The 19,319-nt window shown below is 61.2% G+C and carries 22 protein-coding genes and 1 tRNA gene; 17 read left to right on the plus strand and 6 right to left on the minus strand.

Annotated features, from left to right (window positions below):
* The first annotated feature begins 3 nt into the window (after positions 1–3).
* The 7 genes from NKI63_RS11880 to glpK all read left to right on the plus strand — a co-directional run bounded on the left by NKI63_RS11880 (position 4) and on the right by glpK (position 7,829).
* Positions 4–1,083: an ABC transporter ATP-binding protein gene (locus NKI63_RS11880; RefSeq protein ID WP_254817350.1), complete on the plus strand. Its 1,080-nt coding sequence runs from the start codon at positions 4–6 to the stop codon at positions 1,081–1,083.
* A 9-nt stretch (positions 1,084–1,092) separates the two neighbouring features.
* Positions 1,093–2,160: an ABC transporter ATP-binding protein gene (locus tag NKI63_RS11885; protein ID WP_352508450.1), complete on the plus strand. Its 1,068-nt coding sequence runs from the start codon at positions 1,093–1,095 to the stop codon at positions 2,158–2,160.
* 1 nt (position 2,161) lies between these two features.
* Entirely contained in the window at positions 2,162–3,028 is an 867-nt protein-coding gene (locus NKI63_RS11890) for a carbohydrate ABC transporter permease (RefSeq protein ID WP_023674893.1), read from the plus strand.
* 1 nt (position 3,029) lies between these two features.
* On the plus strand, positions 3,030–3,944 hold the full coding sequence (locus NKI63_RS11895) for a carbohydrate ABC transporter permease (protein WP_352478954.1): 915 nt from the start codon (positions 3,030–3,032) through the stop codon (positions 3,942–3,944).
* A gap of 173 nt (positions 3,945–4,117) precedes the next feature.
* Positions 4,118–4,384 carry a DUF2160 domain-containing protein gene (locus NKI63_RS11900; protein ID WP_352508493.1) on the plus strand — a complete coding sequence of 89 codons (267 nt, stop codon included), beginning with the start codon at positions 4,118–4,120 and terminating at the stop codon, positions 4,382–4,384.
* Between the two features lie 78 nt (positions 4,385–4,462).
* Entirely contained in the window at positions 4,463–6,190 is a 1,728-nt protein-coding gene (locus NKI63_RS11905; RefSeq protein WP_254817346.1) for an ABC transporter substrate-binding protein, read from the plus strand.
* A 145-nt stretch (positions 6,191–6,335) separates the two neighbouring features.
* The gene (gene glpK, locus NKI63_RS11910) at positions 6,336–7,829 is read left to right on the plus strand and encodes a glycerol kinase GlpK (protein ID WP_352821598.1); all 1,494 of its coding nucleotides are present in this window, start codon (positions 6,336–6,338) and stop codon (positions 7,827–7,829) included.
* Positions 7,830–7,904: 75 nt separating this feature from the next.
* Here glpK and NKI63_RS11915 read toward each other — a convergent pair whose 3' ends face one another.
* The gene (locus tag NKI63_RS11915) at positions 7,905–8,384 is read right to left on the minus strand and encodes a BA14K family protein (RefSeq protein ID WP_254817344.1); all 480 of its coding nucleotides are present in this window, start codon (positions 8,382–8,384) and stop codon (positions 7,905–7,907) included.
* A gap of 308 nt (positions 8,385–8,692) precedes the next feature.
* Here NKI63_RS11915 and NKI63_RS11920 point away from each other — a divergent pair.
* The 4 genes from NKI63_RS11920 (at position 8,693) to NKI63_RS11935 (ending at position 10,218) form a co-directional block, all read left to right on the plus strand.
* Positions 8,693–8,768: transfer RNA gene (locus NKI63_RS11920), tRNA-Lys, on the plus strand.
* A gap of 72 nt (positions 8,769–8,840) precedes the next feature.
* On the plus strand, positions 8,841–9,380 hold the full coding sequence (locus tag NKI63_RS11925; RefSeq protein WP_352821601.1) for a hypothetical protein: 540 nt from the start codon (positions 8,841–8,843) through the stop codon (positions 9,378–9,380).
* A gap of 162 nt (positions 9,381–9,542) precedes the next feature.
* Positions 9,543–9,854 carry a hypothetical protein gene (locus NKI63_RS11930; protein WP_352508453.1) on the plus strand — a complete coding sequence of 104 codons (312 nt, stop codon included), beginning with the start codon at positions 9,543–9,545 and terminating at the stop codon, positions 9,852–9,854.
* A 118-nt stretch (positions 9,855–9,972) separates the two neighbouring features.
* On the plus strand, positions 9,973–10,218 hold the full coding sequence (locus tag NKI63_RS11935; RefSeq protein WP_352508454.1) for a hypothetical protein: 246 nt from the start codon (positions 9,973–9,975) through the stop codon (positions 10,216–10,218).
* Positions 10,219–10,670: 452 nt separating this feature from the next.
* On the opposite strand, the gene NKI63_RS11940 is transcribed toward NKI63_RS11935, so the two are convergent.
* Genes NKI63_RS11940 through NKI63_RS11960 form a run of 5 tightly spaced genes read right to left on the minus strand, consistent with a single transcriptional unit; the run spans position 10,671 to position 15,126 of the window.
* Positions 10,671–11,066: a hypothetical protein gene (locus tag NKI63_RS11940; RefSeq protein WP_352508456.1), complete on the minus strand. Its 396-nt coding sequence runs from the start codon at positions 11,064–11,066 to the stop codon at positions 10,671–10,673.
* Between the two features lie 45 nt (positions 11,067–11,111).
* Positions 11,112–12,236 (minus strand): DNA-processing protein DprA, encoded by a 1,125-nt coding sequence (gene dprA, locus NKI63_RS11945; RefSeq protein WP_352821605.1) that lies wholly within the window; start codon positions 12,234–12,236, stop codon positions 11,112–11,114.
* The gene (plsY, locus tag NKI63_RS11950) at positions 12,233–12,820 is read right to left on the minus strand and encodes a glycerol-3-phosphate 1-O-acyltransferase PlsY (RefSeq protein WP_352821608.1); all 588 of its coding nucleotides are present in this window, start codon (positions 12,818–12,820) and stop codon (positions 12,233–12,235) included. The genes dprA and plsY overlap by 4 nt, the downstream gene beginning before the upstream one ends.
* A gap of 57 nt (positions 12,821–12,877) precedes the next feature.
* Positions 12,878–14,164 (minus strand): dihydroorotase, encoded by a 1,287-nt coding sequence (locus tag NKI63_RS11955; protein ID WP_352821610.1) that lies wholly within the window; start codon positions 14,162–14,164, stop codon positions 12,878–12,880.
* A complete protein-coding gene (locus NKI63_RS11960; RefSeq protein WP_352688303.1) occupies positions 14,161–15,126 on the minus strand; it encodes an aspartate carbamoyltransferase catalytic subunit in 966 nt (321 codons plus the stop codon). The genes NKI63_RS11955 and NKI63_RS11960 overlap by 4 nt, the downstream gene beginning before the upstream one ends.
* A gap of 155 nt (positions 15,127–15,281) precedes the next feature.
* Here NKI63_RS11960 and NKI63_RS11965 point away from each other — a divergent pair, with 155 nt between their 5' ends.
* From NKI63_RS11965 to NKI63_RS11990, 6 genes are all read left to right on the plus strand, one after another.
* Positions 15,282–16,910, plus strand: a complete 1,629-nt coding sequence (locus NKI63_RS11965) for a DNA alkylation response protein (protein ID WP_352508461.1) — start codon at positions 15,282–15,284, stop codon at positions 16,908–16,910.
* A gap of 159 nt (positions 16,911–17,069) precedes the next feature.
* Positions 17,070–17,624 (plus strand): hypothetical protein, encoded by a 555-nt coding sequence (locus tag NKI63_RS11970; protein ID WP_352821613.1) that lies wholly within the window; start codon positions 17,070–17,072, stop codon positions 17,622–17,624.
* Positions 17,624–17,935 (plus strand): DUF6105 family protein, encoded by a 312-nt coding sequence (locus NKI63_RS11975; RefSeq protein ID WP_352478942.1) that lies wholly within the window; start codon positions 17,624–17,626, stop codon positions 17,933–17,935. Before NKI63_RS11970 ends, NKI63_RS11975 begins: the two co-directional genes overlap by 1 nt.
* Before the next feature lie 5 nt (positions 17,936–17,940).
* Positions 17,941–18,387, plus strand: a complete 447-nt coding sequence (locus tag NKI63_RS11980; protein WP_352508462.1) for a hypothetical protein — start codon at positions 17,941–17,943, stop codon at positions 18,385–18,387.
* A complete protein-coding gene (locus NKI63_RS11985; protein WP_352508463.1) occupies positions 18,372–18,638 on the plus strand; it encodes a hypothetical protein in 267 nt (88 codons plus the stop codon). The genes NKI63_RS11980 and NKI63_RS11985 overlap by 16 nt, the downstream gene beginning before the upstream one ends.
* The gene (locus NKI63_RS11990; protein ID WP_352508464.1) at positions 18,635–18,955 is read left to right on the plus strand and encodes a hypothetical protein; all 321 of its coding nucleotides are present in this window, start codon (positions 18,635–18,637) and stop codon (positions 18,953–18,955) included. The genes NKI63_RS11985 and NKI63_RS11990 overlap by 4 nt, the downstream gene beginning before the upstream one ends.
* Positions 18,956–19,319 lie beyond the last annotated feature (364 nt).

Below are 19,319 nucleotides of genomic sequence, written 5' to 3' on the forward strand. Positions count from 1 at the left end.
ATCATGCTTGAACTGAGAAACGTGACGAAGACGGTGGGCGCGGCGGAACATATCCGCGATGTCTCGCTGACGCTTCAGCACGGCTCGCTCAACGTCCTGCTCGGGCCGACGCTCTCCGGCAAGACCAGCCTAATGCGGCTGATGGCGGGCCTCGACGTGCCGACCTCGGGCTCAGTCTGGTTCGATGGCAAGGATGTCACCGGCATGCCGGTGCAAAAGCGCAACGTCGCCATGGTCTACCAGCAATTCATCAATTATCCGGCGATGACGGTCTACGAAAACATCGCCTCACCGCTGCGGGTAGCCGGCACGGATCAGGCAACGATCGACAGGGAGGTGCGCAATGCGGCCGCCCTTCTCAAACTCACGCCCTATCTCGACCGGACGCCTCTCAGCCTGTCGGGCGGCCAGCAGCAGCGCACCGCGCTGGCCCGCGCCATCGTCAAGAATGCCAGCCTCGTGCTGCTCGACGAGCCGCTCGCCAATCTCGACTACAAGCTGCGTGAAGAATTACGCGCGGAACTGCCGAAAGTCTTCGCGGCCGCCGGCACAATCTTTGTTTATGCCACGACCGAGCCGCACGAGGCCTTGCTGCTCGGCGGCAACACGGCAACGCTCTCCGAGGGTAGCATCACCCAGTTTGGGCCGACCATCGAAGTGTTCCGCAAACCGGTCGATCTGGTGACGGCGAGGACCTTCGCCGATCCGCCGCTCAACACCATCGTGCTTGCCAAGAAGGGCCTGGATTTCCTGCTCGAGGGCGGCGTGAAATTGCCGGTGCCGGCGGAACTCTTCGGCATTGCCGATGCGATCTATACGATCGGCTTCCAGCCGCATCATCTGTCCCTCGATCGGCCCAACGCCGCCGCAGTGCCGGTGCGCGCAAAGGTGACGATCACTGAGATCACCGGATCGGAAAGCTTCATCCATCTCGATTTTGCCGATGCGCGCTGGGTCATGCTGACCCACGGTATTCGCGACTTCGAGCCGGACGAGGAGGTCGAGGTGTTCATCGACCCGCGCCACATCATGGTCTTCGACGAGCACGGCCGCGCCGTGGCCGCGCCGAAGCTGGCGGCTTAGGAGGAAGCGATGGCGCGCATCGATGTCAATCATATCCGTCACTCCTATCTGCAGAACCCGCGCACGGATGCCGATTTCGCGCTGAAGGAAGTGCACCACACCTTCGAGGATGGCGGCGCTTATGCGCTGCTCGGCCCGTCCGGCTGCGGCAAGACTACGCTGCTCAATATCATTTCGGGATTGCTGCATCCCTCACACGGCCAGTTGCTGTTCAACGGCAGGAACGTGACCAATCTGTCGACCCAAGAGCGCAACATCGCCCAGGTCTTCCAGTTCCCGGTGATCTACGACACGATGACGGTCTACGACAATCTGGCGTTCCCGCTGCGCAATCGCGGCGTGCCGGAGGCCGACGTCGACCGTAAGGTGCGCGAAACGCTGGAGATGACCGGGCTGGCCGATATGGCCAAACGAAAGGCCCGCGGACTGACAGCCGATCAGAAGCAGAAGATCTCGCTCGGGCGCGGGCTGGTGCGCTCCGACGTCAACGCCATCCTGTTCGACGAGCCTTTGACCGTCATCGACCCGCATATGAAATGGGTGCTGCGCTCCCAGTTGAAGCAGCTTCACCGCCGCTTCGGCTACACCATGGTCTATGTCACGCACGACCAGACCGAGGCGTTGACCTTCGCCGACAGGGTGGTCGTCATGTATGACGGCGAAATCGTACAGATCGGCACACCGGCAGAGCTGTTCGAGCGCCCGCGCCACACCTTTGTCGGCTATTTCATCGGCTCGCCCGGCATGAACGTCATGCCGGTGGCGATCGACGGCAAGACTGCGCGGCTGGGCTCGCAGCAGATCGAACTGCCGGGCGTGCCCAAGGCGGGTGAGGGCGCCATCGAGCTCGGCATCCGTCCCGAATATGTGCGCCTGGGCAGACAGGGCATGGCCGTCCGGATCAGCAAGGTCGAGGACGTCGGCCGCCACAAGGTGGTCCGTGCCAATCTCGAAGGGCGCGAGATCGCCGCCGTCATCGGCGAGGACGAGACAGTTCCGGCTGATCCGAAGGTGCGGTTCGACCCAGCCGGCATCAACATCTATGCCGATTCCTGGCGCGTCGAGATGGGAGCCTGAAGTGGAAAAGACCTGGAACAACAGAGCCTGGTTCCTGGTGCTGCCGGTGTTGCTGCTGGTGGCGTTCTCGGCGGTCATACCGCTGATGACGGTCGTCAATTATTCGGTGCAGGACACTTTCGGCAATAACGTCTTCTTCTGGGCCGGCACGGAATGGTTCGAGGAACTGCTTTCCTCGAGCCGCTTCTGGCAGGCGATGATCCGCAACCTTGTCTTCTCCTTTATCATCCTGGCGATCGAAGTGCCGCTCGGCATCTTCATTGCGCTCAATATGCCGAAGAAGGGTTGGGGCGTGCCTGTGTGCCTTGTTTTGATGGCGTTGCCGCTGCTGATCCCGTGGAACGTCGTCGGCACCATCTGGCAGGTGTTCGGGCGCAACGACATTGGCCTGCTCGGCTATTACGTCAACGCGCTCGGCATCGACTATAATTATGTGCAAGACCCATATGACGCCTGGGTCACGGTCATCATCATGGACGTCTGGCATTGGACCAGCCTCGTCGTCCTGCTCTGCTATGCCGGCCTGGTCTCGATCCCGGATGCCTTTTATCAGGCAGCCAAGATCGACGGTGCCTCGCGCTGGGCGGTGTTCCGCTACATCCAGCTGCCGAAGATGAACCGCGTGCTGCTGATCGCCGTGCTGCTGCGCTTCATGGATAGCTTCATGATCTACACGGAGCCGTTCGTGGTCACCGGTGGCGGCCCCGGCAACTCGACGACCTTTCTTTCGATTGATCTCGTCAAGACCGCGCTCGGCCAGTTCGACCTCGGCCCGGCGGCGGCGATGTCGCTGGTCTACTTCCTTATCGTCCTGCTGTTGTCGTGGGTGTTCTACACCGTGATGACCAATTACGACGCGGAGCGTTGAGATGAGCCGCACCGAAGAGAGAGCCGATAGGGTGAGCGAGACGACAGCTTCGGAAGGGCTCGCCAGCACGCTACGACAGGACGAGATCGCACGGCTGATGCGCCGTCGCGGCGAGGAGTCGCGCTGGTGGTGGATCGTGCCGACGCTCTACATCGTCGTTCTGCTTTTGCCGATCTACTGGCTCATCAATATGAGCTTCAAGACCAATGGCGAGATCGTCTCGTCGCTGACTCTCTACCCGCACGCGCCGACATTGGCGAATTACCGCACCATCTTCACCGACGCGTCCTGGTATTCGGGCTACATCAACTCGATCACCTATGTGGTTATGAACATGGTGATTTCGGTGGCTGCGGCACTGCCTGCTGCCTATGCTTTTTCGCGCTATCGCTTCCTCGGCGACAAGCATCTGTTCTTCTGGCTGCTGACCAACCGCATGGCGCCGCCGGCGGTGTTCGCGCTGCCATTCTTCCAGCTTTATTCGGCCTTCGGCCTTATCGACACCCATATCGCCGTGGCTCTGGCGCATTGCCTGTTCAACGTGCCGCTGGCGGTGTGGATCCTCGAAGGCTTCATGTCGGGCGTGCCCAAGGAGATCGACGAGACCGCCTATATCGACGGCTATTCGTTCCCGCGCTTCTTCATCAAGATCTTCATGCCGCTGATTGCGAGCGGCATCGGCGTGGCGTGCTTCTTCTGCTTCATGTTCTCGTGGGTGGAGCTCTTGATCGCCCGCACGCTGACGACCACGGATGCCAAGCCGATCGCCGCGACCATGACCCGCACCGTTTCGGCCGCCGGTATGGATTGGGGGTTGCTTGCCGCCGCCGGCGTGCTGACGCTGATTCCCGGCGCGCTCGTCATCTGGTTTGTGCGCAACTACATCGCCAAGGGCTTTGCCCTGGGGAGGGTATGATGGAGCAGGTCGACAGAAGCCCATGGTGGTGGGCCGTGCTGTTTCTTGCCCTGGTCGTCGTGGCCTGGGTGGCACTTCAAATCGATTTCGTGGCGATAACGGTGGGCTTCAGCGACCCGGCCAATATCCGCCTGTGGGGATTTAACCTCTCGTCCAACCTCGATTTTTCGTGGATGGCCTGGACGTGGCCGACCGCGGCCTTCTTTGGAACCATCTTTCTGCTGCTTTGCGGCATGGCGGTGTGGGAATACGTCTCGCCGGGCGGCAATCCGCGCGTCGGCGTGCTGCGCTTCGAAACGACGCGCGGCGACCGCCTGTTCCTGTCGCTGCTGGGCAGCGCCTTTATCCATCTCGCTTGGCTGGGTCTAGTCGGACCCAATCTGTGGTGGGCTCTCGCTCTCTCCGTGGTCTTCGCCGTCGGCGTGTTCCGCTACGTATAGAGGGGGAAACTGTTGGAACGGCGGCGTGCCGGCCGCCGATCCAGATCGCACTTTGAACTTTAACAGTGGAGGAAATACATGCGACGGCAATTCTTGACATCAACAACTGCGCTTGTCCTGTTGCTCGGGGCCAGCAATGCCTATGCCGGAATGGACGAGGCCAAGGCCTTCCTGGACAAGGAAATTGGCGACCTCTCGACGCTCGACCGCGCCGGCCAGGAAGCCGAAATGCAATGGTTCATCGATGCCGCGAAACCTTTCGCCGGCATGGATATCAAGGTGGTCTCCGAAACCATCGCCACGCATCAGTATGAATCGCAGGTGCTGGCGCCGGCCTTTACGGCCATCACCGGCATCAAGGTCACGCATGACGTCATCCAGGAAGGCGACGTCGTCGAGAAGATCCAGACCCAGATGCAGACCGGCCAGAACCTCTATGACGGCTGGGTCAACGATTCCGATCTGATCGGCACGCACTGGCGCTACCAGCAGGTGCGCAACCTGACTGACTGGATGGCAGGCGACGGCAAGGATGTCACCAACCCGAATCTCGACCTGAAGGATTTCATCGGCACCTCGTTCACCACCGCGCCCGACAAGAAGCTCTACCAGCTTCCCGACCAGCAGTTCGCGAACCTCTACTGGTTCCGTTACGACTGGTTCAATGACGAGAAGAACAAGGCGGACTTCAAGGCCAAATACGGCTACGACCTCGGCGTGCCGGTCAATTGGTCGGCCTATGAGGACATCGCCGAGTTCTTCACCGGCCGCGAGATCGATGGCAAGAAGGTCTACGGCCATATGGATTATGGCAAGAAGGACCCGTCGCTCGGCTGGCGGTTCACCGACGCATGGCTGTCGATGGCCGGCAATGGCGACAAGGGCATTCCGAACGGTCTGCCCGTCGACGAATGGGGCATCAAGGTCGACGAGAATTCGCGTCCGGTGGGTTCCTGCACGGCGCGCGGCGGCGACACCAATGGTCCGGCTTCCGTCTATGCCATCCAGAAGTACCTCGATTGGCTGAAGGCCTATGCACCGGCGGAAGCCCAGGGCATGACCTTCTCCGAGTCAGGGCCGGTGCCGGCGCAGGGCGCGGTTGCCCAGCAGATCTTCTGGTATACCGCGTTCACCGCCAGCATGGTCGACGCCAGCGCCAAGGCGGTGCTGAACGACGACGGCACGCCGAAGTGGCGCATGGCGCCGTCGCCGCATGGCGTCTACTGGAAGGACGGCATGAAGCTTGGCTATCAGGACGTCGGTTCCTGGACGCTGATGAAGTCGACGCCGACCGACCGCGCCAAGGCCGCCTGGCTCTACGCGCAGTTCGTCACCTCGAAGACGGTCGACGTGAAGAAGAGCCATGTCGGCCTGACCTTCATCCGCGAGAGCACGATCCACGACAAGAGCTTCACCGAGCGTGCGCCGAAGCTCGGCGGCTTGATCGAGTTCTACCGCTCGCCGGCACGCGTCCAATGGTCCCCGACCGGCACCAACGTGCCGGATTATCCGAAGCTGGCACAGCTCTGGTGGCAGGCGATCGGCGATGCTTCGTCGGGCGCCAAAAGCGCGCAAGAAGCAATGGACTCGCTCTGCGCCGAGCAGGAAAAGGTGATGAGCCGCATCGAGAAGTCGGGCGTCCAGGGCGATATCGGCCCGAAGATGGCCGAAGAGCATGACCTCGCCTACTGGAACGCCGATGCGGTCAAGAAGGGCAATCTCGCTCCTCAGCTCAAGATCGAGAACGAGAAGGAAAAACCGGTCACCATCAACTATGACGAGCTGGTGAAGAGCTGGCAGCAATAGGGCTGTTTGATGCGGGCGTTCGCGCCCGCATCGCCATACTCAGGGGAGGCGGCATGTTGCCGTCTCCCCTGTTTGCGTGAACGGCTCCGCGCCATCGGGCGTCGAGACATCGTAGCACCTTGAATTCGCTTCGACGGGAGAGAGAATGACCGGATATATCCTCGCAATCGACCAGGGCACGACATCGAGCCGGGCGATCCTGTTCGACGACAAGATGAAGGTCGTCGGCAGCGGGCAAAAGGAATTCACCCAGTATTATCCGGCCTCCGGCTGGGTCGAGCATGATCCCGAGGAAATCTGGTCAAGCGTCGTGGAAACGGTGAGGGCCGCGCTGAAGACAGCCGGCCGCAACGCAGCGGACGTTGCCGCGATCGGTATCACCAACCAGCGCGAAACCGTCGTCATCTGGGACAAGGAGACCGGCGAGCCGATCCACAACGCGATTGTCTGGCAGGACCGCCGCACCGCGCCGCTATGCCAGAAACTGAAGAAGCTGGGGCTGGAGAAGAAATTCACGAAAAAGTCCGGCCTGCTGCTCGATCCCTATTTCTCCGGCACCAAGATCGCCTGGATGCTGGACAAGGTGAAGGGCGCCAGAAAACGCGCCGAGAAGGGCGAACTGCTGGCCGGCACCATCGACAGCTTCCTGATTTGGCGCCTGACTGGCGGCAAGGTCCACGCCACTGACGCCACCAATGCCTCGCGCACGCTGGTCTACAACATCGAACAAAACGCCTGGGATGACGAGTTGCTGGCCATTCTTGGTATACCTGCAAGAATGCTGCCGCAGGTGAAAGACTGTGCCGATGATTTTGGAATGACCGACAAAAGTCTGTTCGGCGCAGAGATCAGAATCCTCGGTGTGGCCGGCGACCAGCATGCGGCGGCGATCGGCCAGGCCTGTTTCGAGCCGGGCATGATGAAATCCACCTACGGAACCGGTTGCTTCGCGTTGCTCAACACCGGCAGCGATCTGGTGCGTTCGAAGAACCGGCTTTTGACCACCATCGCCTACAGGCTGAACGGCAACACCACCTATGCCTTGGAGGGCTCTATCTTTATCGCCGGCGCCGCCGTGCAGTGGCTGCGGGACGGCATCAAGGTGATCGGCAAGGCCGAGCAGAGCGGCAAATTGGCGGCGGAGGCCGATCCGACGCAGAACGTCTATCTGGTGCCGGCTTTCGTCGGGCTCGGCGCACCGCACTGGGATGCCGAGGCGCGGGGCGCCATCTTCGGGCTGACCCGCAATTCGGGGCCGGCGGAATTTGCCCGCGCGGCGCTGGAATCCGTTGCGTTCCAAACGCGCGATCTGCTCGACGCTATGCGCAAGGACTGGAAGGGCGCTTCGGCCAAGACTGTGCTCAGGGTCGATGGCGGCATGGTGGCGTCGGACTGGACCATGCAGCGGCTGGCCGACATTCTCGATGCGCCGGTCGACCGGCCGACAATTCTCGAGACGACCGCGCTTGGTGCGGCATGGCTGGCCGGCTCGAAGGCCGGTGTCTGGCCGAAGGCGCGGGAATTCGCCAGGAGTTGGGCGCTCGAGCGCCGGTTCAAGCCGGAGATGGATGCTTCGACACGTGCCGCCAAGCTGGCAGGTTGGCGCCACGCTGTGCGCAGGACGCTAAGCGTGCAATAAGCAGGGAGGGCACCGGCTTCGCACCCATGAAACCCGCGCCGTTGCGGGCGCGGGCTTACAGTCTCTAATCACGACTCAGTAAGGCGACCGGCACTGCCGGCGCGGACCGTAATTGGGCTGGTAGGTGTTGTCAGAGGCACGATAGCTCCGGTAATGGTCATAGCACCACTGCACATGGGCATCGCCGCGATAGACTCGATTCTGGTTGTTGATGATAGCGCCGGTAATCAGCGCACCGGTGGCGAAAGCGGCCAGCGGGAACCAGTAGTCGCCATGGCGGCGATAGCCGCGACGATATTCGCGATAGCCGCGATGGCCACGCCAATACATGCCGTCGTCACGCGCAAAACTGCGCCGGGAGAAATCGCGACGCGAGAAATCGCGATTGAAATTCCGGTGCCTCCGCCACGGCTCGTACTGAACGGTCTGGACATTCGAGGTGAGCCCTTGGGCAGGGGGCGCATAGCTGGGCTGAGCGTTGACTGGCACGATCTCCGCGGCAGCGAATGAGATCGAAAGGGTGGTCGCCAGCAGGCCCGACATGATTCTATTCATGATCTTCTCCTTGAAACGCGTGTCCCTTGTCGCGGAAAAACGGGCAGGCTGCGCAAATTGTTCCGCTAAGAATCCCAAGTTGCTGATCTGCAAAGGTTCTCTCGATTCGCTGCTTGCGCTTGTCCCGCAAAGCGCGAGCTTCGGACTTGCGCGAGACGGAGGCAATTCCGTCAACGCCGAAGCGCACCGCACGGCATGATGACGCGACAGGAAAGTCCGGTTTGGGAGCCGTCTTTTTCCGGTTGACCGGCAGAGGCACTCTCCCTATGTTCCGCGCAATTTCGAGGGCGGCCTTTCTGAGCCCGCGGGAGCGCGTAGCTCAGCCGGTAGAGCAACTGACTTTTAATCAGTAGGTCATGGGTTCGAATCCCATCGCGCTCACCAAATCCACAGTTTTCAACAGGTTGCGAGAGGTGAGGGCGGGTTTTTGTGTCCGCGGAAGTTGGTGTCCGCACTATGTCCGAACAGATGCGCCAAATGAAAGGCCAGACTATGACGCCCATCAACATTGCCTTGAATGACATAGCGCTAAATCAACTGACCGCTCGACACCGCGAGGTCATGTTGGATGTCATCCTGGTCTGGGCCAAGTTAGACGGCGCAATGGGCCTGATGGTCGCGAAGATACTCAATATGCACCCGGTGGACGGTGCCGACTTTGTTCAGCAGCTCTCTACACCAAAGCGGTTTAATGAGATTTATCGAAAGCTAAGATCACAACCAGGCGGCGAGGCCGCGGCGCGTAGCATGAAGAAACACAAGCGGCAGTATGAATTGCGGTCAAAGGTGCGAAATCGAATCGCTCATTCGAATTGTGCAGGTCACCTTAACAGCAGACCGAACTGGATTGTGTTTCTGCGCTACGAAAGGGAAGGTGACGGCTTGGCCGTTGAAGTCACCTCGATCGAGGAAATGCAAGACGCTATCCGCTGGGGAAGGGCAATGACAGACTTGGCCCTCAAAGCGTCGGAAGTCAGTTCAGAGCCCGTTGTGTAAACGGGTGAGCAAACAGGCTAAGTCAGAAGCCCGCCACCGTGAGGCAGCGGGCCAAATTCGCCAAATCGGGGCAGTAGAGAGGAGGAAACGCACGAAGCTTGCAGTCTGAGTCTATATTAGCAAAATCTTGATTAAGGCACCGGCCGCCCCAGACTCCCGTACATGGCGCGGGGCATTGGCATCGGTGACGTGGTTGCGATCACGGCCACGGTACGCAGGCGGGTCACCGACGACCGTATCAGCGTCTCAATCCCCTCCTACAACTTCCCGCATTCGATCGTGGACAGCAAATCCAAGGTCAAGCGGGGTCAGCAGATCGAGCTGATGGGCGAGGTCACGCGCATAGACGAGGAAGGCGGCAAGGTGACAATCGACCTGGGACCGCTGGTGACGGTCGATCTCGGGAAGGTCAAGCCGGTCGAGAAGTACAGGCCGCCCAAGCGCAAAAAGCCGTTGCGTGACATGGTGGATTAAGGTCACTGCACTGGCCGGCGAGCTTGCGTTTTCCTCAACAAGGGACAAAGCTCGCGCGCTCAATGCGGGGAGATTTGAGATGTGCCGGCTAACGCTTCTACTTTCGGGAATAATCCTGATGATGACCGCTTTGCCAGCCGGAAGCGGCCTCATGGATGAAGGCACGTGTAAACGAGGCGCGACGATGTACGGCTTCGATCTCGCCGATCACATCAATGCCGTAAGCGAGCGCTTGGTGGCCTGCGTCAACTTTATCAACGACCGGGAGGTCGAGAACCACAACAATCAGCAGAAATTGCTCCGGGAACTGGCGCAGCAAATCGCTTCGCTGGAGGCCAGAGTTAGTGAACTGGAACGGCGGTAGACAATGACCGAACTCGATGACCAATTTGCCGACGTGCTGGAAAAAATCCCCCTTATGACAGACACGGAATTAGTTTCGACATACGGCGGCCTTGCGAAGAAATTCCCGGTTCTTTTGGATCCCCCTAATTCTTGGGCTGATAGGGTCCTAGAGACATACCGAGAAGAAATTCGTCGGCGAGGGTTGAATACTCGCTGACCTTGCGTCGTTCTAGAGGTGCTTCGCTTCCTCACGGGCCGCGCCGCACTTCCAGTCAGGGAAAGAGCCGATCGTGTATCGACGAGCGAGTCCGGTAGTTCAGGATGAAGGCACGGGCACCGGCCTTGCTGACGCGGATGCCAAAGCCCTTCACGTCGTCATCATAGGTGATTTTGTGTACGGCCCGGAGACATGGGTAACAGTTTGTACCTACGACATGGGTGACAGCCTCGTGCCGAACGCATGCAGTGGCGTTAGCCGCCCGCGCCATCGTCCATCATCGTGCCGGTGAGCGCCTCATAGGCTCTGCTGCACACCTGAGAACCCGGACAATCCTTCACGATAAGCACTGGCGCCACGGTAAGAACCGCCGCGGCAAGGATTTGCAGGAAAAGAACGACGGCGCTTACCTTCCTGCCGAACGCGCCGGCCAGGAAAAAGTAGAGACCCTGGGCCATGCAGGCTGCCGTCAGAAGGCCCAGAAGCGTGCTGGTCGCTCTTGCAAAGGGCGTGATGTAGCCGTCGGGAAAACCCGACATGCCGAGATCCATCGACCATTGCAGCGCCAGCATGACGCTCAGAGCTGACCAGACAAGGGCCGTCATACGAGTGAACAGCGTCTGCTTTGGTTTGTTGCTCGGATCGGCCATCGGATCACGTCGGAATTGCTTGCCGGGACATGCGCAAGTTCTGGGTCAAATCAGTGAGACGTTGCCGCCGGCATGGCGTTCGAGCCGGGCGGCGAGGTCGAGCTCCAGCAGCACCATGAACACTTGGGCGGGATGCAGGCCGGTGTGGCGGATGATCTCTTCCACTGATACCGGCGTCGGGCCGAGCGCTTCGACGACGCGGTCGCGATCGTCCTCGCGCGGCGGCGGTGTTGCCGAAAAGTCGGGCGGCTCTTCAAGCGGCGATGTCCTTGGCGACCAGCCGCCGACCAGCGGCGCTATGGCACCGGTGATATCGGCGGCCTCGGTCACAAGGGTGGCGCCGTCCTTGAGCAGGCCATTGGCGCCGGCGGCGCGCGGATCGAGCGGTGAACCGGGAACGGCGAAAACCAGCCGCCCCATCTCGCCGGCGAGGCGGGCGCTGATCAGCGAGCCGGAGCGCTGTGCGGCCTCGACCACTACCAATCCCAATGCAGCACCGGCGACGAGCCGGTTGCGGCGCGGAAAGTCCTGTGCGCGCGGCTGCCAGCCAAACGGCATTTCGGAAATGATGGCGCCGCCACCCTCGGCGATCTCGTCGCACAGGCCGGCATTTTCGGGCGGGTAGGGCAAATCGAGGCCGCCGGCGAGCACGCCGATCGTGCCGGTCGAAAGGCTGCCCCGGTGCGCGGCCGTATCGATGCCGCGCGCCAGGCCGGAAACAATGCCATAGCCGTCGCGGCCGAGATCCGCCGCCAGCATCCGCGCCATCTTGATGCCTGCCAGCGATGCGTTGCGAGCGCCGACGATAGCGACCGCTGGCAAGCGGAACACCGCGCTGTTGCCCCTGACCGCGAGCAGCGGCGGCGGATGATCCATGCTTTTCATCAGCGGCGGATAATCCGCCTCGCCGATGCCGACGAAGCGGGCGCCGGCCCGCCGGGCCGTCTCCAGCTCCGCCTCGACCTCGGCAATGGACGGGATGCGGACGATTTTTTTGGCGCCACCCGAAATCATCAGCTCGGGCAGCATCGATAATGCTGCTTCGGCCGAACCGAACCGGTTGATCAGGTCGCGAAAGGAAGCCGGGCCGACATTCGGCGTGCGGATCAGACGAAGCCAGCTCAGCCGCTGCCGGTCGCTGAGGCGCGGCCCGGCGTCGGGCTCGCTCACTCTTTGGCCCCGATCTTACCCTCGGTGCCGGCAAGCAGCCGCGCAATGTTGGCGCGGTGCTTTACGATGACGATGAGGCTCATCGCCGCGAAAAACCCGGCAATCTGCTGGGTGCTCAGGAAATACAGGGCAACGGGCACGACGACCGCTGCCGTCAGTGCCGCAAGCGAGGAGAAGCGGAACAGGAAGGCCACCGCCAGCCAGACGACGGCGAAGATCAGCGCCACTTGCCAGGCAAGGCCGATCAGCACGCCGAGGTAAGTGGCGACACCCTTGCCCCCCTTGAAGCCGAGCCAGACCGGAAAAAGATGACCTAAAAACGCGCCGAATCCGGCCCAAAGTCCGAGTTCGGGCGCAAAGCGGCCTGCGATCAACACCGCCGCAGTGCCCTTCAGCGCATCGAGCAGCAGCGTGGCCGCGGCCAAGCCCTTGTTGCCGGTGCGCAGCACATTGGTGGCGCCGATGTTGCCGGAGCCGATGTTGCGCACGTCGCCGAGGCCGGCGGCACGGGTGATCAGCAGGCCAAACGGGATCGAGCCGAGAAGATAGCCGAACACCAATGCCAATACGGGACTGTAAACCATTGTTCCCCCGAACTTTCCTTGGCTGAGCGAATTTGAAGACGTGACACCCGCTTCGTCCTAGGCCGAAAACACTGTGCGGCCCGCCACCATCGTTTGCAAGACCTTGCCTTGCAGTCGCGCGCCTTCGAAACAGGTGTTTTTCGAGCGTGACCGGATGCCGCTCTCGCTAACGACCCATGGCTCGTCCAGATCGACGAGCGCAAGGTCGGCCAATGCCCCCGGTTTCAGCGTGCCGCCGGGCAGGCTGAACAACCTTGCCGGCGCGGTCGATAGCGTCTCGATCAGCCGCAGCAGCATCACGTCGCCATTGTGATAGAGCCGCAGCGCTGCGCCTAACAGCGTTTCCAGCCCGATGGCGCCGGCCGCAGCATCGGCAAAGGGCAGGCGCTTGGTGTCGACGTCCTGCGGGTCGTGCGAGGAGACGATGAGGTCGATGGTGCCGTCTTTGATCGCTTCGATCATCGCCAGCCGGTCTTCCTCGGCGCGCAGCGGCGGCGTCAGCCGGAAGAAGGTGCGGTACTCGCCGACATCGTTCTCGTTGAGCGACAGATTGTGGATCGACACGCCGGATGTGACATTGGCGCCTTCGGCCTTGGCTCGCGTCACAGCAGCCGCCGCCATCGCCGTCGAGATCTTGGCCGCGTGATAGGCGCCGCCGGTCAGCCGCGCCAGCGCCAGATCGCGCTCCAGCGGGATGGATTCGGCCTCGCGCGGAATACCGGCAAGGCCGAGCCAACTTGCATATAGGCCTTCATTCATCACGCCTGACGAGGCGAGATCGGCATCCTGGGTTTCGTGGGCGATCACGCCACCGAAATCGCGCGCATAGGTCAGCGCCCGGCGCATCACCAGCGCGCTGGATATGGTGTGGCGACCGTCAGTGAAGGCGACCGCGCCGGCTTCGAGGAGCAGGCCGAACTCGGTCATCTCACGGCCTTCGAGACCCTTGGTGATCGCCGCTGCCGGAAAGATGTTGACGATGGCTGTATCCTTGGCGGTGCGCAGCACAAACTCGACCAATGCGACATTGTCGATCACCGGGTCGGTATCGGGCATCATCACAATCGAGGTGACGCCGCCGGCCGCTGCCGCCACGCTGGCCGAAGCGATGGTCTCCCGGTGTTCGCCGCCCGGTTCGCCGATGAAGACACGCGCATCGATCAGGCCGGGGATGATCGCCTTGCCGGCGCACTCGATGATCGTGGCGGCTTCGGGCGCGCCCTGGTTCAAGGCCGCCTTGCCAGCGGCAACAATTTTGCGCCCTTCGACGATGACGGTGCCGATCTCATCGATGCCGCGCGATGGGTCGACGATGCGGGCGCGGCTGAAGACCGTTATGCTCATCGGCCCCGACCCTCGTGGTTTCGACGCGGGTCGAGCAGCGCTTCCATCACCGCCATGCGTACGGCGACGCCCATCTCAACCTGTTCCTGGATGACGCTTTGCGGGCCGTCGGCGATCTCCGAGGCGATCTCGACGCCGCGGTTCATCGGGCCGGGATGCATAACCAGCGCACCGTCCTTGGCCGCCTTCAGCTTCTCGGCGTCGAGGCCGAAATAGCGGAAATATTCGCGCACCGACGGTACGAAAGCGCCTTCCATGCGTTCGCGCTGCAGGCGCAGCATCATTACCACGTCGGCGTCCTTCAGACCCTCGGCCATGGAACGGGTGACGATGACGCCCATCTTCTCGATGCCGGCGGGCAAAAGCGTCGAAGGGGCGACGACCCTGACCTGGGCACCAAGCGCGTTGAGCAGGATGATATTGGAGCGGGCCACGCGCGAATGCAGGATGTCGCCGCAGATCGCCACGATCAGCTTCGACAGCGGACCCTTGGCGCGGCGGATGGTCAGTGCGTCGAGCAGCGCCTGGGTAGGGTGCTCATGGGCGCCGTCGCCGGCATTGACCACCGAGCAGCCGACTTTTTGGGCAAGAAGTGCTGCCGCGCCGGCCGATTGATGGCGGATGATCAATATGTCGGGACGCATGGCATTCAGCGTCATCGCAGTATCGATCAGCGTCTCGCCCTTTTTCACCGAAGAGCTCGCTACGGACATGTTCATGACGTCGGCGCCGAGCCGTTTGCCGGCCAGCTCGAACGACGATTGCGTACGGGTCGAGGCTTCGTAGAACAGATTGATCTGGGTGCGGCCGCGCAGCGTCGATGTCTTCTTGTCCGATTGCCGCGAGATGGCAACGGCCCGGTCCGCCCGGTCGAGCAGAAGCTCTATGTCGGCGGGGGAAAGATCGCGGATGCCCAGAAGATGGCGGTGGGGATAAAGTGGCAGGGACGATGCGTCGGTCATCTCAAGTCGCTGCTATAGGGGGGAGGCTCCGCGGCTGCAAGCATCGGCTTGGGATTGGATCGGTTCTCCCCGGGATTTTCGTCGCGCGCCGCTGGCCATAGGCTATAAACCGCCTTGGCTTTGGATTCGCAGCCTTCAGGTGATAAGGACGAAGCGTGACTGACGACGTGACCAACCAGCCGCCGCCGCTGGCCGGCGGTAACGCCTGGCGGGGCGATCCGTTGCTGATCCAGCTTGCCGAGCGCTTTTCCGATCCGGTGCGTAAAGACCTCGACGGGCTTGGCCGTTTCGTTCTGACCCATGAGGCGCAGGAGCTGGCTCGTCTTGCCAATGTCGAGACGCCGAAGCTCAGGACCCATGATCGCCAGGGCCGGCGCATCGACCAGGTCGAGTTCCATCCCGCCTATCACGCGCTCATGCGCCGCTCTGTTGCCAACGGGTTGCATTCGTCGGTCTGGGAGAATGGCGACGCCGAGATCGGCCGTCGCCACCAGGTGCGCGCTGCGCGCTTTTATCTCACGGCTGAGCTCGAGACCGGGCATCTCTGCCCGATCACCATGACCAGCGCTTCGCTGGCAGCGCTGATGGCCAGCCCGAAGCTGTTTCGCGAATGGGCGCCGCGGGTGACGACGCGCAAGTACGATCAAAGCCAAAAGCCGCCGGTCGAAAAAGCAGGGCTGACACTCGGCATGGGCATGACCGAGAAGCAAGGCGGCACCGATGTCCGCTCCAACGTCACCAAGGCGGAGCGCGCCGGCAGCGGGTTTTATCGCCTGACCGGCCACAAATGGTTCATGTCGGCGCCGATGTCGGATGCCTTCCTGGTGCTCGGACAGGTGCCGGAGGGACTGTCGTGCTTTCTCGTGCCCCGCTTGCTCGGCGACGGATCCGGTAACGGCTTCCGTTTTCAACGGCTGAAGGACAAGCTCGGCAACCGCTCCAATGCCTCGTCGGAGGTGGAATTCGTCAGTGCCATCGGCGAGATGGTCGGCGAGCCCGGCGCCGGCGTGAAGACGATCATGGATATGGTGACCCTGACGCGGCTCGACTGCGCTGTCGCCTCGTCGGCGATCATGCGGGCCGGACTGGCCGAGGCTGTCCACCACACGCGCCACCGCAAGGTGTTTGGAACCAATCTGATCGAGCAGCCGCTGATGCAGCGTGTGTTGGCCGATATGGCGCTCGACGTTGCCGCCGCTACCGCGCTGTCGTTCCGGCTGGCGCGCTCCTTCGACGAGGCGGCCGGCGACCGCGGCGAGGCAGCCTTCGCCCGCGCCATGACGCCTGTCGTCAAATACTGGGTCTGCAAGATTGCGCCGCCGCTGCTCTATGAAGCGATGGAGTGCCTCGGCGGCAATGGCTATGTCGAGGAGGGGCCGCTCGCCCGCTACTATCGCGAAGCTCCGGTCAACGCGATCTGGGAAGGTTCAGGCAACGTCATGGCGCTCGACGTCTTGCGCGTGCTCGGCCGCGCGCCAGGCCTGTTCGACGACGTGCTGGCCGGCATCGACCGCGATCTAGGCGCCGGCGGACGCGGCACCGTCGGCGTGCTCAAGGCGGCAATGCAGGTCGCAGCAACCGACGAGGGCTCGGCGCGGCTGTTGACCGAGCAATTGGCATTGTCGGCGGCGGCGGCAGAGCTTCGCAGGCTGGGGGCAGGGCGGATCGCCGACGCCTTCGTGGAAACGCGCCTCGCCGGCCAGTGGCGCAATACCTATGGTATGATCGATTCGCGCCATGATGCCCGCATGATCATCGATACGCTCTACCCGCCGATCAACTAGGTGCCGTCGCCAAATTCGCTGCCGCTCTCGCGCCCCTGTGGATGGCCGTTAACCTTAACGAATGGTTTCCATTGCGGCGGCCGGTGGCAAAGCCCAATGTTATGGTTAAGGCAAGGACTGTTCAGCTTGAGCGGCTTTGCCCTGCGAAGCGGGAGCGTCATGCGGCATATTCTGAGCTCTTTTCTGGCATTGCATTGGGCGGCCGTTTTCGCCCTGCTGGCGTTCATCTGCATCGACGGGAATCGAGGCGTGGCGACGGCCCTTGGCGTACTGGGCGTTCCCGTCCAGAACACTCGATTTGCCGATCTCGAAAACGCCGTCGTCGTGGCACCCCTCGCCGTGGCACTGCTTGTCGTCGCGGTGTTGTTCTGCTGGGCCTTTGTTGAAGCACTGACCAGCCACGCGACCAACCCGGATCCTGCCGACAGTGTCGTGCGGATCGCCTTCATCTCCGCCTTGGGCGTGCTGTCGCTGATAGTCATCGGCGGCGCCGCGCAAGGCATCAATGGGCTGTTCATGGTTGTCGCGGTGCAATTGGCGGCACTTCTGGCGTCCTATGTCGCGATGCTCGCCGAGAGGCGGTCGGCCGTTGCCGCGGCAGTTCCAGGGACCGGCGACATCCGAGCGGCCGCGCATGTCATGGCCAAGGCAGCGGCGCATAATTCCCCGCTTGCCCGCATTTCCGGCCGGCTGGATTCGAGGGACGACCGCTGATGCGCACCTTGTTCGCGCTTTGGGCGGCTCCGCTCCTCTTGTTTTGGGGCTGGTTCTTTCTGTCGCTCAACGACATCAATTTCGGCTACGTCATGCTGAGCCGTCAATTGCACGATCTCGTCTTCCAGCTCTATGGACAGATGCTCGGCGTCGATCCGGCACTCATTCCGGGCATGGTGGCGAAAGCTTGCGTGTTCGATGGGCTGCTGCTGACGGGGTTCTGGGCATTTCGCCGCCGCAAGGCGATTGGTGGCTGGATCACGGCGATGCGCAACCGCTATTTCGACCAGGCATCGACGCCGAGCACCTGAAGCATATGCATGAGGCTTTGAAAAATATACCCGCTCGAATCCTCGACGTAGCGATTGGGGCGCTAACCCAAGCTAATCAACATGCGGTTTATTACGATCCTGGCATGGATCACTGGACCGATATGTCTGTTCTAAACGCCGCCATGGCCGGCGAATTGTTCATCAAAGCGATCGTAGCAAAGGAGCATCCGCTCCTAATATTTCGCGACCTATTTCAACTCGACGACCCGGTCAATCAAGATTTAAAAATCGAACATATCATCGAGAAGGGAAAGACCTACAATTTTGAACATCTTGCAAAACTGCTCTGGGTAGCTACCGGCGAACGCCTTCCCGACTTGGATAGCTTTGAAAAGTTGCGCAAAGCGCGCAATGCTATCCAGCATTTTTGCTCGCCTGGCGAGAACGTGGACCTTCGTAGGCTCGCGCTAAGTTCTTGTACAAGAATATAAATCCACTCATAAACAAACATTTTGGTCTGTGCGCTGTCGAACATCACGAAGATCACAGTGTTGGCTACGACTATGTCGTTGACTGCGTCATCGGCCACGAACTGCTTTTCTCAATTCCCGATAAATTCGAGGTTACTGAGATCGATCTAGCTGAAGCAATTGACGGCACGAGCCAGGAGTACCGCAAAGTGCTCAAGGCACATTTCGCGGCCAGTGGGCTGAACCTGGAGGAGATAGCTCGACGCTCATGAGCAAAAGGGCACCACTTGATGCTCAAGGCTTTCGCACGATTGTTGCGCAGGAAGAGGACATCAACGCCGAACGAATTCACTATTGCTACCAAATTGGTTCCACGTTCGTGCATCTCTCTCTGATGGAGGATGCCATCATCAATGCGATGTCGATTTGTGGCCGGATTAAGGTGTCGAAGCTCCTCGGAGCCGATAGCGCCGCGTGGGAACTGATCCAGAAGCGAGACCAGCTTCAAAGCTCGACCCTAGGAAATCTTATCACGACCTTGTCGAAGCATGGGGTGGCACATGCAGGTATCGCATACCTCAATGGGTGAAATCGAAACGCGACTTCTTCGTTCACCGCCTCTTCAATGAGGGCGCGTGGCCGGGAGAGCTAGGCTTTCGGGCCCTTCAACGGCAGTGTCGAATGCTCCTTTTTCTAGACTAGAGGCCATTTTCGCACGCGCAAGCCAAAAAATCTGGAAGATTTTTAGCCGTGCGAATCTGATGGAGTATGTCGATCTCGGCCCTGATGGAGCTCTCTTGATACCAACAGATTTGGCCAAGAAGCTTCAAAGCTAGCTTTCTCAGCAAAGAATCCCGGTCGGACGGGGCACGCAGCAACGTGCGACAATACAAACATCGCAATCCGTGTTTCGCGATATGGAATTCTCCAGCATGCCAAGGCGCGCCAAGCGA

It is taken from the genome of Mesorhizobium sp. M0410 (assembly GCF_040321435.1).
Taxonomy (GTDB): domain Bacteria; phylum Pseudomonadota; class Alphaproteobacteria; order Rhizobiales; family Rhizobiaceae; genus Mesorhizobium.

Bases quoted from the DNA above. Each gene is read 5' to 3' on its own strand.
- glpK (WP_352821598.1), top strand. From the start codon at position 6,336: ATGACCGGATATATCCTCGCAATCGACCAGGGCACGACATCGAGCCGG.
- NKI63_RS11990 (WP_352508464.1), top strand. From the start codon at position 18,635: ATGAGCAAAAGGGCACCACTTGATGCTCAAGGCTTTCGCACGATTGTT.
- NKI63_RS11880 (WP_254817350.1), top strand. From the start codon at position 4: ATGCTTGAACTGAGAAACGTGACGAAGACGGTGGGCGCGGCGGAACAT.
- NKI63_RS11935 (WP_352508454.1), top strand. From the start codon at position 9,973: ATGATGACCGCTTTGCCAGCCGGAAGCGGCCTCATGGATGAAGGCACG.
- NKI63_RS11925 (WP_352821601.1), top strand. From the start codon at position 8,841: ATGTCCGAACAGATGCGCCAAATGAAAGGCCAGACTATGACGCCCATC.
- NKI63_RS11885 (WP_352508450.1), top strand. From the start codon at position 1,093: ATGGCGCGCATCGATGTCAATCATATCCGTCACTCCTATCTGCAGAAC.
- NKI63_RS11980 (WP_352508462.1), top strand. From the start codon at position 17,941: ATGCATGAGGCTTTGAAAAATATACCCGCTCGAATCCTCGACGTAGCG.
- NKI63_RS11900 (WP_352508493.1), top strand. From the start codon at position 4,118: ATGGCCTGGACGTGGCCGACCGCGGCCTTCTTTGGAACCATCTTTCTG.
- NKI63_RS11930 (WP_352508453.1), top strand. From the start codon at position 9,543: ATGGCGCGGGGCATTGGCATCGGTGACGTGGTTGCGATCACGGCCACG.
- NKI63_RS11955 (WP_352821610.1), bottom strand. From the start codon at position 14,164: ATGAGCATAACGGTCTTCAGCCGCGCCCGCATCGTCGACCCATCGCGC.
- NKI63_RS11940 (WP_352508456.1), bottom strand. From the start codon at position 11,066: ATGGCCGATCCGAGCAACAAACCAAAGCAGACGCTGTTCACTCGTATG.
- NKI63_RS11895 (WP_352478954.1), top strand. From the start codon at position 3,030: ATGAGCCGCACCGAAGAGAGAGCCGATAGGGTGAGCGAGACGACAGCT.
- NKI63_RS11970 (WP_352821613.1), top strand. From the start codon at position 17,070: ATGCGGCATATTCTGAGCTCTTTTCTGGCATTGCATTGGGCGGCCGTT.
- NKI63_RS11960 (WP_352688303.1), bottom strand. From the start codon at position 15,126: ATGACCGACGCATCGTCCCTGCCACTTTATCCCCACCGCCATCTTCTG.
- NKI63_RS11915 (WP_254817344.1), bottom strand. From the start codon at position 8,384: ATGAATAGAATCATGTCGGGCCTGCTGGCGACCACCCTTTCGATCTCA.
- NKI63_RS11905 (WP_254817346.1), top strand. From the start codon at position 4,463: ATGCGACGGCAATTCTTGACATCAACAACTGCGCTTGTCCTGTTGCTC.
- plsY (WP_352821608.1), bottom strand. From the start codon at position 12,820: ATGGTTTACAGTCCCGTATTGGCATTGGTGTTCGGCTATCTTCTCGGC.
- NKI63_RS11975 (WP_352478942.1), top strand. From the start codon at position 17,624: ATGCGCACCTTGTTCGCGCTTTGGGCGGCTCCGCTCCTCTTGTTTTGG.